The 12,667-nt window shown below is 65.5% G+C and carries 9 protein-coding genes and 2 pseudogenes; 6 read left to right on the top strand and 5 right to left on the bottom strand.

Annotated elements, in window-relative coordinates; genetic code table 11:
• Window positions 1-3: 3 nt before the first annotated feature.
• Complete coding sequence (gene metA / locus E5E97_RS06650) at window positions 4-957, bottom strand: homoserine O-succinyltransferase (protein WP_017408885.1); 954 nt, start codon at window positions 955-957, stop codon at window positions 4-6.
• A gap of 144 nt (window positions 958-1,101) precedes the next feature.
• Here metA and E5E97_RS06645 point away from each other — a divergent pair, with 144 nt between their 5' ends.
• On the top strand, window positions 1,102-2,340 hold the full coding sequence (locus tag E5E97_RS06645) for a DUF3391 domain-containing protein (RefSeq protein WP_016349264.1): 1,239 nt from the start codon (window positions 1,102-1,104) through the stop codon (window positions 2,338-2,340).
• Window positions 2,341-2,399: 59 nt separating this feature from the next.
• Window positions 2,400-3,557, top strand: coding sequence for a CinA family nicotinamide mononucleotide deamidase-related protein (locus E5E97_RS06640; RefSeq protein ID WP_118882019.1), 1,158 nt, complete (start codon window positions 2,400-2,402; stop codon window positions 3,555-3,557).
• 35 nt (window positions 3,558-3,592) lie between these two features.
• Here E5E97_RS06640 and E5E97_RS06635 read toward each other — a convergent pair whose 3' ends face one another.
• Genes E5E97_RS06635 through E5E97_RS06625 form a run of 3 tightly spaced genes read right to left on the bottom strand, consistent with a single transcriptional unit; the run spans window position 3,593 to window position 6,580 of the window.
• A complete protein-coding gene (locus tag E5E97_RS06635) occupies window positions 3,593-4,687 on the bottom strand; it encodes an ABC transporter permease (RefSeq protein ID WP_043167247.1) in 1,095 nt (364 codons plus the stop codon).
• Entirely contained in the window at window positions 4,684-5,613 is a 930-nt protein-coding gene (locus E5E97_RS06630) for an ABC transporter ATP-binding protein (RefSeq protein WP_118882020.1), read from the bottom strand. The genes E5E97_RS06635 and E5E97_RS06630 overlap by 4 nt, the downstream gene beginning before the upstream one ends.
• Window positions 5,606-6,580, bottom strand: coding sequence for an HlyD family secretion protein (locus E5E97_RS06625; RefSeq protein WP_118882021.1), 975 nt, complete (start codon window positions 6,578-6,580; stop codon window positions 5,606-5,608). Before E5E97_RS06625 ends, E5E97_RS06630 begins: the two co-directional genes overlap by 8 nt.
• Before the next feature lie 285 nt (window positions 6,581-6,865).
• Between E5E97_RS06625 and E5E97_RS06620 the strand changes: the two are divergent.
• From E5E97_RS06620 to E5E97_RS06610, 3 genes and pseudogenes are all read left to right on the top strand, one after another.
• A pseudogene (locus tag E5E97_RS06620) lies at window positions 6,866-8,535 on the top strand (DUF342 domain-containing protein).
• 104 nt (window positions 8,536-8,639) lie between these two features.
• The gene (gene yidA, locus E5E97_RS06615) at window positions 8,640-9,449 is read left to right on the top strand and encodes a sugar-phosphatase (RefSeq protein WP_011704455.1); all 810 of its coding nucleotides are present in this window, start codon (window positions 8,640-8,642) and stop codon (window positions 9,447-9,449) included.
• A 361-nt stretch (window positions 9,450-9,810) separates the two neighbouring features.
• On the top strand, window positions 9,811-10,581 hold the full coding sequence (locus E5E97_RS06610) for a gamma-glutamyl-gamma-aminobutyrate hydrolase family protein (protein WP_171280011.1): 771 nt from the start codon (window positions 9,811-9,813) through the stop codon (window positions 10,579-10,581).
• A gap of 9 nt (window positions 10,582-10,590) precedes the next feature.
• On the opposite strand, the gene E5E97_RS06605 is transcribed toward E5E97_RS06610, so the two are convergent.
• Window positions 10,591-11,004 carry a hypothetical protein gene (locus E5E97_RS06605; protein ID WP_011704453.1) on the bottom strand — a complete coding sequence of 138 codons (414 nt, stop codon included), beginning with the start codon at window positions 11,002-11,004 and terminating at the stop codon, window positions 10,591-10,593.
• A gap of 115 nt (window positions 11,005-11,119) precedes the next feature.
• Here E5E97_RS06605 and E5E97_RS06600 point away from each other — a divergent pair.
• Window positions 11,120-12,645, top strand: a pseudogene (locus E5E97_RS06600) (mechanosensitive ion channel domain-containing protein).
• The last annotated feature ends 22 nt before the right edge of the window (window positions 12,646-12,667 follow it).

Below are 12,667 nucleotides of genomic sequence, written 5' to 3'. Positions count from 1 at the left end.
TCCCTACCTCGACGGCGAGTTCTGCTGATAGGTAAACACCTTGCCGATATCCTCGACGCGATAGCTGGTGAGCTGATAGACGTAGTAGTTGAGCCAGTTGGAAAACAGCAGGTGGCCGTGGCTGCGCCAGCTGGCGCGCGGGGTCCGGGTCGGGTCGTTGTCCGGGTAGTAGTTGACCGGAATGACGGGCGCAAGCCCGGCCGCCAGATCCCGCTGGTATTCGCCATCCAGGGTCAGCGCATCGTATTCCGGGTGACCGGTGACAAACACCTGACGACAATCCTTGGTGGCCGCCAGATAGACGCCGGCCTCTGCCGATTCGGCAAAGATCTGCAGATCGGTGTGGGCGCGGATGAGATCCCCGTCGAACGCCGCATAGCGGGAGTGGGGCGCCACGAACTCGTCGTCGAAGCCGCGCAGCAGCGGCTCGTGCTCGTCGAGCCGGTGGTGGCGATAGACCCCGGACAGCTTCTCGCCGTGGGTCTGCTTCTCCATGCCGTACAGGGCTTTCAGCGCCGCCTGTACCGCCCAGCAGAGGAACAGGGTGGAAGTCACGTGCTGATGGGACCACTCGATGATCTCGACGATGCGCGGCCAGTAGACCACCTCCTCGAACTCCACCAGCCCGAGCGGCGCCCCCGTGATGATCATGCCGTCGTAGTTGTTGCCGCGCACCTGTTCGAAGTCGTGATAGAAGTTCTCCAGGTGCGCCTGGGGCGTGTTCTTCGACTCCCGATCGTCGATGCGCAGCAGATCCACGTCCACCTGCAACGGCGAGTTGGAGAGCATCCGCATCAGCTGGATCTCGGTTTCAATCTTCTTGGGCATCAGGTTGAGGATCAACACCCGCAGCGGGCGGATGTTCTGGGTGACGGCCCTGGATTCCGTCATCACGAAGATGTTCTCCTGCCCCAGCACTTCGGCGGCGGGTAACTGATCCGGGATCTTGATCGGCATGCTTACTCCCTGTACTGCATCGGTAAATATGTCTGGACATCCAGAAGCCTATAATAAAGCACCCACCCTGTCATCAGATACCTTTTGTATTCACCCCCACCTTTGACTAGCATACGGCTCAGTGTGTCTCTCGCATCCAAGACAATGACAGGTATCAAGATTTCAGTAGACCGGCTGCAAGTCGGCAATTACGTTTCTCTGCCACTTGGCTGGCGCGAACACCCCTTCCTGTTTTCCAGCTTCAAACTCAAGAATGAAGAGGAGATCGAGCTCATTCGCCGGCTCGGTCTCAAGCTCGTGACCATCATCCCCGACAAGAGCGACGCCCCGCCCAAGCCGCTGAACCAGATCCAGGCCCAGCCGGTAGAGGCGCCGGATACCTCCCAGCGTCAGGCCGAAATGCAGTTGGAGAAGGAGCGCCGCATCGAGCAGTTGCAGCAGTATCGCCGCGATCTGCAGCAGTGCGAGAAGCAGTTCCAGCAGTCGCTGGCCCAGGTGCGCAACGTGATGAGCAAGATCCAGTCCCGCCCCCTCAACGCCATCGGCGAGGCGCAGGAGCTGATCAACGCCATGACCGAGCAACTGCTGTCGGTGGACGAGATGGTGCTGCACCTGGTCTCCGACAGCGAGGACGGCAACAACCTCTACTTCCACTCCCTCAACGTCAGCGTGCTCAGCATGCTGCTGGCCAAGGAGTGCAACATGTCGGCCGACGAGATCCGCCAGGTCGGCATGGGGGCCCTGTTCCACGACATCGGCAAGCTGAAGATCCCGAGCCAGATCCTGCGCAAGACCGAGCCGCTCACCAAGCCGGAGCAGAACCTGATGGCCCAGCACCCGCGCTACGGGCTGGATCTGCTCAATCTGGCCAAGGACTTCCCGGCCGAGGCGAAGGGCATAGTGCTGCACCACCACGAATACCTGGATGGCAGCGGGCCGGAGGGGCTCAAGAAGGGGCAGCTCGATCCGCTCACCCAGATTGTGTCGCTGATCAACGAGTACGATAACCTCTGCCACATGCAGGCCAAGGTACCCTACTCGGCCCTGAGCGGCCTCTACAAGCAGCGCAAGGCCCAGTTCAATCCCGAGTATCTCAGCATGCTGATCCGGCTGATGGGGATCTACCCGCCCGGCAGCGTGGTCCAGCTCTCCAACGGCCAGGTGGGGCTGGTGATGTCGGTCAACGCCTCCCGCCTGCTCTACCCCTCGGTGCTGGTGTACGATCCGCGCATCCCGCGCCAGGAGGCGGCCATCATCGACCTGCAGCAGGCCGAGCTCTCCATCGCCAAGGTGATCCATCCGAAGCGGCTACCACCGGCGGTGTTTGAGTACCTCAACCCGCGTACCCGCATCAGCTACTACTTCGAGCACACCAAGCCCTGATCGACCCGGCCACTCGGTGGCCGCCCCCAAGTCCAGCCGTCAGCCCCGAGGAGTCCGCCATGCGCATCGAAATCATCAGCACCGGAGACGAGATAGTGACGGGTCTGGTGGTGGACACCAACGCCGCCTGGCTCAGCGCCCTGCTGCTGGAGCAGGGCTGGCAGGTGCGCCGCCGCGTCACCGTGGGGGACAACCTCAAGGACTTGAAAACTGTGCTGGCAGAGAGCGCCAGCCGCGCCGAGGTGGTGCTGGTGTGCGGCGGGCTCGGCCCCACCGCCGACGATCTCACCGCCCAGGCGGCGGCCGAGGCCTTCGACCAGCCGCTCACCCTGTTTCCCGACTGGCTCGCCACCATCGAAGCGCGCTACGCCAGCCGGGGCAGGTCCATGCCCGCCAGCAACGCCAAGCAGGCCTGGCTGCCGCAGGGGTGCGAGATCCTCGACAACCCGGTCGGCACCGCCTGCGGCTTTGTGGTCACCCACACAGGCCATCAGGGCCCAAGCCGGCTCTTCTTCACCCCGGGTGTGCCGTTCGAATTCAAGCAGATGGTGCGCGAGCAGATCATGCCGCGCCTCAAGGCGCTGGCCGGCGAGCAGACCGACACCGAACTGCGCCGCTTTTATACCTTCGGCGTCTCCGAGTCGGCCCTCAGCGACATGCTGGATGCCGCTCCCTGGCCCGCCAGCATCGAGCTCGGCTACCGCTCCGCCATGCCGCTTATCGAGCTGAAGCTTATTGACCACGGCGCCAGCACGGCGGACATGGACGCCGCCGAGGCGCGGCTGCTCGCGGCCGTCGAGCCCTGGCTGGTAGGACGGGGCGATGAGGAGCCGGCGCAGCAGATCCTGGATCTGCTGGGGGATAGACCGCTGACGCTGCTGGAGGGGGAGAGCCGGGGCGCCCTGCTGGCCATGTGCCACCCGCATCCGGCCCTGACGGCCAGCTTCAGCCACGCCCTGGCCCACGAGCTGGCGCAGCTGGCGGCGCCCGCGGCCCCCCTCAGCCTGACCATAGGCCGCGCAGGCCCGGACGGCGTGCCGCTGCTGCTCTGTGTCGACGGGCAACTGCACGGCCAGACCCTCAAGGTCAGCCACCCGGATCCCGACAGCGGTCGCCGGATCCTCGCCTTCGCCGCCCTCGACATGCTGCGCCGCCAGCTGCTGGGGCTGCCGGTGCTCGGCGACTACCACACCCTGGCCCGCACCGCCAGCCGCTGACAACCAGCAGCCAGGTTCTCACTCCTCGCGGGGCATCAATCCAGACTCTTCTTGAAGCGATGGGCGGCCAGGGTCAACACCAGCAGGGTGAATCCCGCCAGCCAGAGCACGTCTGGCAGCAGCTCGGCCAGCTCGCCACCGCGCAGCACTATGCCCCGGATCAGCCGCATGAAGTGGGTGGCCGGCAGCACCTCGGCAATCCACTGGGCCGGCAGCGGCATCCCCTCGTAGGGGAACATGAAGCCCGACAGCAGGATGGAGGGCAGCAGGATGAACACCGTCATCTGCATCGCCTGCAGCTGGGTCTGCGCCAGGGTGGAGATGAGCAGCCCCAGGGTCAGGCTGGCGGCGATAAACAACAGGGTCGCCAGCAGCACCTGGCTCAGGGCCCCGTTGATGGGCACGTCGAAGATGAAGTGACCGAGCCCGAGGATGATGGCCACCTGGATCAGCCCCACCCCGATATAGGGCAGGATCTTGCCCAGCATCAGCTCCATCGAGCCGACCGGGGTGGTGATGAGCAGCTCCAGATTGCCGCGCTCCCGTTCGCGCACGATGGCCGCCGAGGTGAACATGATCATGGTCATGGTGAGGATCACCCCGAGCAGGCCGGGCACTATGTTGACCGCCGAACGGCGCGCCGGGTTGAAGTAGAGCACGGTCTCGAAGGTGGGGGGGGCCGTCTTGAGGTCGGGTTTCAGGTCGGAGAGCGGCATGTTGCGAAGGCCAAGCAGGGCTCCGGCAATCATGGTGTCCGAGCCATCAACCAGCCACTGCCCCGCCGTCTCGCCGGCGCTGAGCCGGCGGCTCAGATCGGCGGGCAACACCAGCACGGCGCGCACCTCGCCCCGGGTCAGCGCCGCCTCGGCCTGCTGCACCCCGACGTATTGCTGCTTGATGTGCACCACCTGGCTCGCCTTCACCGCCTCCACCAGCAGCCGGCCCGGCACGCTCTGGCTCATCTCCACCAACCCCACCGGGATCTGGCGCACATCGGTGTTGATGGCGTAGCCAAACAGCAGCAGCTGGATCAGCGGGATCATCACCACCATCCCAAACGTGAGCCTGTCCCGTGCCAGTTGCCTGAGTTCTTTCTGGGTAATGGCCCAGAGCCGTCGCAGACTGTTCATGCCCTCGGATCCTGACCGGTGCAGCTGACGAACACATCCTCCAGACTGGGTCTGACCAGCGCCAGGCTGGCCCCGGCCAGCGCCGGGCAGGCCTGCTGCAGCCAGGCCACCGGCTCCGCCAGCTCCTTGTCCACCAGCACCCGCAAGCGCTGGCCGAGCTGGGCGGCGGAGCGCACCGGCGCCAGCTGCACCAGCTGCTGTTTGAGCAGCCGCAGATCGGCAGCCAGCACCTCCACCACCCGGGTACTCATGGCATCCATCAGCGCCTGCGGCGCCCCCTGGGCCCTTACCCGGCCCGCCTCCATGATGGCGAGCTGATGGCAGCGCTCCGCCTCGTCCATGTAGTGGGTGGTCACCAGTATGGTGGTGCCCCCTTCGCTCAGATCGAACAGCTTCTCCCAGAAATCGCGCCGGTTCTGCGGATCCACCGCCGAGGTGGGTTCGTCCAGCAGCAGCAGCGCCGGCCGGTGGATCACCGCCGCCGCCAGCGCCAGCCGCTGCTTCTGGCCGCCGCTCATGGCGCCGGCCCGCTGCCGGGCCAGCGGCGCCAGCTCATAGGTGGACAGCAGCTCGTGCAGACGGGCAGCCAGCGCGGCGCCCCCCATGCCGTGGATCCGGCCCATGAATTCCAGGTTCTCCCAGCCGGTCAGCTCGTCATAGAGGGAGAACTTCTGGGTCATGTAGCCGATCCGCCGGCGCAGGGTCTCGGCCTCGCGTGGGATGTGTAGCCCCAGCACCTCCACCTCTCCCGCCGAGGGGGTGAGCAGGCCGGTCAGCATGCGCAGGGTGGTGGATTTGCCGCAGCCATTGGGGCCGAGAAAACCGTGGATCTGACCCTTGGGCACGCAGAGATCCAGCCCGTCCACCGCCAGAAAATCGCCGAAACGGCGGCTCACCCCCAGCGCCCGGATCGCCAGCTCACTCATGGCCCTCTCCCCCCGCGGCGGGTTCGGCCTGCAGCGGCAGGCCGCTCGGCAGATCCTGCGCCCCCGCCGGCAGATCGATCTCGGCCAGATAGACCAGCCGGGCCCTGTCCTGCTCGTTGAGGGCGTAGTAAGGGGTAAAGGCGGGCTCTTTCGAGATCCAGCGCAGCCGGCCGGTGAAGGGCTCCGCCACCCCGTCCACCTGCACCCGCACCGGCTGGCCGACCCGGTAACCGGCGAGGGAGGGCTCGGGCACATAGACCCGGGCGTAAGGCGCCTCGTCCGCCTGGATGGCGGCCAGCACGGCGCCGACCGCGACGCGCTCGCCGAGGTGATAGGGCAGGCTGTCGAGCCGGCCGCTGCGGGTGGCGACGATGGAGAGATCCGCCAGCTCCCGCTCGGCCAGCGCCACCTCGGCAGTGGCGGCCAGCAAGGCGGCCTGCGCTTCGTCGATATCTTCGCGCCGCACCCCGCGCGCCAGCTTGTCGAGCTGCTGGCGGGCACCGTTCTGCTCAGCCAGGGCGCTGTCGCGCTGGGCGCGGGCCTTGTCGAGATCCGCCGGGCTCACCAGCTTGCGGCGTACCAGCCGGTCGATCCGCTCAAAGTTGCGCTCGCTCTCCCTGACGTTGGCCTGCGCCTTGTCGAGGCTGGCACGGGCGGCGGCGATGTCTTCCGGCCGCTCGCCATTGGTCAGCCGGGCCAGGGCGGCCCGCGCCTGAGCCTGTTGGGCCTTGGCACGGGCCAGCACCGCCTGCTGACGCCGGTCATCGAGCCGGGCCAGCAGGGTACCCTCCTCCACCCGGCTGCCCTCCGCCACCGGCAGGGCGCGGATGATCTCGCCGGCGGTGGCGGTCAGCAGCACCCGGTCTCGTTCCAGGGTGCCGAGGGCCGTGGTGGATGCCTGTGGCTGGCAGGCGCTAAGCAGGCCCGTCAGGGCCAGGGGCAGCAGACAATGACGCAAGGTCGACACTCCTCTCACGGTGGCGGATCCGCCCGGGGGCACTCCCTTCACCCGCCGGACGGCAGCCGCTAGCGGCTGGCAGACGGGTTCATGGTGCCGTCAGCATACTCCCTGTTACTTTTCATTTCCTCGTCCCAGTTCACCCATTTGTGCTTAGCTCATTGACCAAAAAGGAGAAATGTCTGGATACTGCAGACCAGCACCATGTTGATGATTCGCATTTTTAACAAAATGCCGATTAACTGAAAACAAGCAGCCGTTCCAATTGGGATGCGGACGAAGGAAGGGATCCGGGTGTTAAGCAAAGAGTGGTTACTGTTGTCAGCCGATATGGAATACGCCTGCCTGCGCATCGTGCCCGGGCTGACCAACCCCATCTCGGAGAGCGATATCCAGACGCTGCTGCTGGCCTCCAACTGCCGCCGCTATCAACCGTTGACGGAGGGGATCAAGCAGGCCATCAGCCTGCTCAACACCCTGCTGAGCAACCCGACCGCCCCCCTACCCGGCAACCCGGTACCCATCGCCCAGCGCCACGATGCCAGCGTCCTGCTGGTGGTGGAGAAGGACCGGATGAGCGCCACCGCCCAGATCACCGCCGACTGGGGCGGCAAATACCTCACCAGCGAACAGCTGGAGCAGGCGATCCAGAGCAGCGAGATCAGTCAGGGGTGCAGGCGCCGCTCATCGCCGCCGCCGTGCTGGCCGCCAAGGAGGCGACGCCGGGCACCCTGCTCAGGCTGCCGGTGGCGCAGGGCAAGGCCGCCGTCAACGGCCAGGACACCCGTTTCGAGCGGCTGGTGGAGACCCCAGCCGAACGGATCCTCAAGCCTCAGGAGCTGGACCACGGCCGGGTCGACATGCGCGACCTCGGCACCATCCTCACCGTCAAGGCCGGTGCCCAGCTGATGCGCCGCCACCCCGCCACCCAGGGGGTGCCCGGTTTCACCGTCACCGGTCAGGAACTGCCCGCCAAACATGGCAAGGACAGCCCCATGGTGGCCGGCGAGGGCACCTTCCTTTCGCCGGATGACCCCGATCTGCTGCTGGCCAGCCGCCCCGGCCTGCCGCGCCAGGAGAAGAACGGCATGAAGGTGGACGACGTGCTGAGCGTCAAGCAGGTGGATATCCGCCACGGCCACGTCATCTTCGAAGGGGCGCTGATCGTGGCAGGCGACGTCACCCCGGGCATGAAGATAAAGACCAGCGGCGACGTGGTGATCGGCGGCTTCGTCGAGGGGGGCTACATCGAATCGAGCGGCACCATCACGGTGCGCAACGGCATCATAGGGCGCAAGAGCGAACAGAGTGACGAGTTCCTCTGCCACCTCAACGCCCAGGGGGAGATCCACGCCAGCTACGCCCAGTACGCCAAGCTGGAGGCCGGCGGTGACATCCACATCCTGACCCAGCTCAGCCACTGCTACAGCCGCAGCGGCCAGGATCTCAAGGTGGGTGACAGCGGCATGCGCAAGGGCCACCTGCTGGGGGGCATCAGCATCGCCAACCGCCTCATCATGGCGCCGATCCTGGGGGCCTCGGCCCACAACCAGACCCGGCTGCAGATCCTCGGCGGCTACTTCACCCACAAGGAGCAGGAGCAGGCGCTGCGCCAGCGCAAGCAGGAGTGCCGGGAGCAGCTGGACAAGCTGCAGGACCTGCTGCTCAAGCTGCTGCAACTGCCGAGCGACAAGCGCAATCCCCAGACTCTGCAGAAGATCAAGCTGATCCGGACCCAGCGCCTCGAGGAGAGCAAGCTGCTGGATGAACAGCTGGAAGCGGCCCAGGAGGAGCTGCAGAAGCTGATGGCGGAGATGGACATCATCGCCACCCAGCACGCCTTCCCCGGGGTCGAGGTGGAGATGGCCCACCACCACTACCGGGTCGACATCGAGCACGGCCCCATCCACTTCGCCATCCGTGAAGATCAGCTGCAGCTGACCCCCTACGAACCCCACAAGTGACGCAAGAGTGACCCGTCAGTCGTGATCCGGGCGGCGAATTTCGCTACACTCGGCCTCCCATTGGCCCCATCGGGCGGGCCAGCCAGACCGCAGGATAGTGAGAGATGTACAAGCTGATCGCATTGGATATGGATGGCACCCTGTTGAACTCCCAGGGCCAGATTTCCCCCCGCACCCACGCGGCCATCGCCGCCGCCCGCGCCAAGGGCGTCACCGTCGTGCTGGCCTCGGGCCGGCCGCTGGAGGGGATGAGCCGCTATCTGGTGGAACTCGGCCTCACCGGTCAGGATGACTACGTCATCTGCTACAACGGTGCCCTGGTGCAGCAGGTGGCCGATCAGCGCATCATCCGCAGCCAGCTGCTCACCGGCAGCGATGCCAGCGCCATCGCCGCCCTGGCCGACGAGCTGGGCGTCAACGTGCACGGCTTCTCGGTCAGCCGGGGGCTCATCAGCCCCAGGGTCAGCCCCTACACCGAGCACGAATCCCGCCTCATCGACATGCCCATCAAGCTGCTGGACTTCGCCACCCTGCCCGCCGACGAGCAGATCCTCAAGGTGATGATGATCGATCCCGAGCCGCTGCTCTCCCCTGCCATCGCCAAGCTGCCGGCCGAGCTCTACCAGCGCTATACCGTGGTGCGCAGCGCCCCCTACTTCCTCGAGTTCATGAACAAGCAGAGCAACAAGGGGACCGGCGTCGCCGCCCTGGCCGAGCACCTGGGGTTGGATGCCTCCCAGGTCATCGCGGTGGGGGATGCGGGCAACGATCACCACATGATCGAGTACGCCGGGCTGGGGGTGGCCATGGGCAATGCCACCGACGACATCAAGGCGCTGGCCCAGCACACCACGGGGCGCAACGATGAAGACGGGGTCGCCCAGGTGATCGAGCGTTTCATCCTGAACGCCTGACACGACCAGGGGCCTGCGGGCCCCTTTTGCTATCCGGCCGCCAGCACCGCATGTTTAATATATCCACCACGAAAATGCCCTTCCCTCTCCCCTCCTCCGCTACAGGCCCCTTTTAATGGGACTCAAGCCAGTCGAGCGCAGAATATATTTAACATATCGGCATCATTTCGTTTGACATATTGAACGGCCTTGGCAGACTGGGATCAGGATCCAGGCTGTCGTTGCCCAGGCTGACCGACGATTCTGGCTGTGCAACGCACCTCCGATCCCACGACCATGCCTTGAGGCATGCCCTTGCCCCGCTGACGACGGCAAGGGCCTGCCCAAGGCGCAGGACCGCTAAGGACAGCCAAGGTGAATCATGACTCGCAGCCCCCACACCCCGCGTAAACCCGTCGTACTGATGACCACGGGCGCCCAGCCCCGCAATGGCCACGCCTATCAGGTGATGACCCACAAATACATCAAGCCGCTGGTGGAGATCAGCGGTTGCGTGCCGCTGCTGGTGCCGACCTGTTGTGGCACCGAGGATCTGGCGCAATATCTGGATCTGGCGGATGGCGTCTATCTGAGCGGCGCCGGCTCCAACATAGATCCCGCCCTCTACGGCCAGGAGAACCTCACCCCGGAGAAGCAGCAAGACAGGGACAGGGATCTGTTCGATATCCCGCTGGTGCGCGCCGCCCTCGATCGCGGCCTGCCGATCCTCGGGATCTGCCGCGGCATGCAGGAGATCAACGTGGCGCTGGGGGGAGACATCCACCAGAAGGTCTACAGCGAGCCGGGTTATGACGATCATCGGGAGGATGCTGACGATCCGGTCGACGATCAGTATGGCGAGAGCCATCAGGTCGAACTGGTGCCGGGCAGCTGGCTGGCGGAGCTGATGGGACAACAGTCCATTCCGGTCAACTCGCTGCACGGCCAGGGGATCAAGACGCTGGCCAAGGGGCTGGAGCCGCTGGCCCATGCTGAAGACGGGCTGATCGAGGCGATCCACGCCCCCGCCCTCTCCCCCTTCCTGCTGGCGGTGCAGTGGCACCCGGAGTGGAAGGCGAGCGAGAATCCTCACTCCATCAAGATTTTCGAGGCCTTTGGCGACGCCTGCCGGGCCCGTCTGAGCGGCCTCTGACGCCGCCGGCTAGTCGCCGAACCCGCGCGCCTTGAGCTTGGGCAGCGCACCGCGATCCGGGCGCAGGGTTCGGCATACCTCCAGTCCCTTCAGCCCGCGCTGGATGTGATCCGGCGTGTGGCCAAACACCATGCCGTTGCTGCGATAGAGGGCGCTGTCGTCCAGCTCGAACAGCTCGCCGCCGATCAGCAGCTGCTCGCGGCCGTTGACCGTCTTGCCGCGCTTGAGCGGCAGCATCATGTCGCTCAGCACCTCGCCGGTGGCGCAGCCCTCGCGCCAGCGCGCCTCGTCGGCGAAGGGGGTGATGGCGATCTCGCGCCAGGAGCCATCACGAAACTCGACCCGATACTTGTCGGCCAGCTGATCACAGCCCGTCAGCAGCCAGGCCCCGGCAATCCAGACCATCTTGTTCAGCGTGCGCACTCGTACCACTCCCTCGTCAGACCGGCGCCCAGCATAAATAAATTGCCCCCGCCCCGCACCCATTTAGCGGGTTGAAACCAACTATGCTGGAAATAACCAATGATAAGGGGCTGCTATGTTTAGCGATAACCTCGTTGCGCTACCTACCCTGCTGTGGATTGGCGAACACCCATTCTGGACCCTGTTGACCCTGTTCTTGCTCTTCACCCATTTCCTGCGCAGCCCCGGCCGTCGGCGGGAGCTGGTGAGCGAGCTCGGCTTCGTGATGATAAGCCTGGTGGTGATCCTGCTGATCCAGTTCGAGGGGGGCTGGTTTCGTCTGCCACTGCCCCACCACTGGCTGGTGGAGATCTCCAGCCTGCTGGCCGGGCTGGTGCTGGTGAAGATCTGGGGGATCCTGCTGTTCCAGTTTCTGCTGCCCCTGTGCCAGATCCGCATCCCGCGCATCATCGCCGACATCGTCATCACGGTCGGCTACATCGGCTGGTGCCTGTTCCGCCTCTACGCCTCCGGCATGGCCCTCGGCGAGATCGTCACCACCTCCGCCGTCATCACCGCCGTCATCGCCTTCTCCATGCAGGACACCCTGGGCAACCTGCTGGCCGGTGTCTCGATCCAGCTCGACAACTCCATCGCCATCGGTGACTGGCTGCAGGTGGAGACCACCCAGGGCCGGGTGGTGGAGATCAACTGGCGCGCCACCACCATCGAGACCCGCAACTGGGAGACCGTGGTGATCCCCAACAGCCACCTGCTCAAGCAGCGCTTCACCGTGCTCGGACGGCGGCAGAACGCCCCCCTGCAGTGGCGCCGCTGGGTCTGGTTCGACATCACCCTGGATACCTTGCCGACCCAGATCATCGCCCTGGTGGAACAGTCCCTGCGGGAGACCCGCATCCGCCACGTCTCCGCCAGCCCGCAGCCTGACTGCCTGCTGATGAACGTGGAAAACGGCATCGCCCGCTACGCGGTGCGCTACTGGCTCACCGATCTGGCGGTGGACGATCCCACCGACTCGGCGGTGCGCACCCTGATCGATGCCGCCCTGCGCCGCAACGACCGGCGCCTCACCCCCCCATCTTCAACGTCTTCATGACCACGGATCAGGATCACAAGGATCAGCGCCACAAGCGGCATACTGCCGAGCGCACCGACACCCTGCGCCGCCTGCCGCTGTTCGCCATGTTGCAGGAGGAGGAGCTGCTGCGACTGGCGGATCAGGTCAAGTTCGCCCCCTTCGTCAACGGCGATCGGATGCTGAGCCAGGGGGAGGTCTCCGGCTGGCTGTTCGTGCTGGTGAAGGGGGATGCCCAGATGCTGGTGGAGGTGGAAGGGCGCGAGCTGCCGCTCGGTACCCTCAATGCCGGCGACTTCTTCGGCGAGCTGAGCCTGCTCACCGGCGAGCCCAGCCCGTTCACGGTGCGGGCCCTGGGGACCGTCGAAACCTATCGCATCAATCAGGCCATGTTCCAGGAGCTGGTGGCCCAGCGCGGCTCCCTGCTCGAGCCGCTCTACAAGGTGCTGAGCGCCCGTCAGCAGGAGCAGCAGGAGCTGCTGGCGCGGGAGGCGGAAGCCATGAAGCAGATCACCCCGCCACGGGATCTGCTGGACAAACTGATGGCGCTGTTTGGCGGTCGATGACGTAGCATGGCGGCTCAGGCTT

This window comes from Aeromonas sp. 2692-1, from assembly GCF_013085505.1.
GTDB lineage: Bacteria > Pseudomonadota > Gammaproteobacteria > Enterobacterales > Aeromonadaceae > Aeromonas > Aeromonas hydrophila.
The sequence above is the reverse complement of the archived record's forward strand: the minus strand, read 5'-3'. Positions and strand labels throughout refer to the sequence as shown.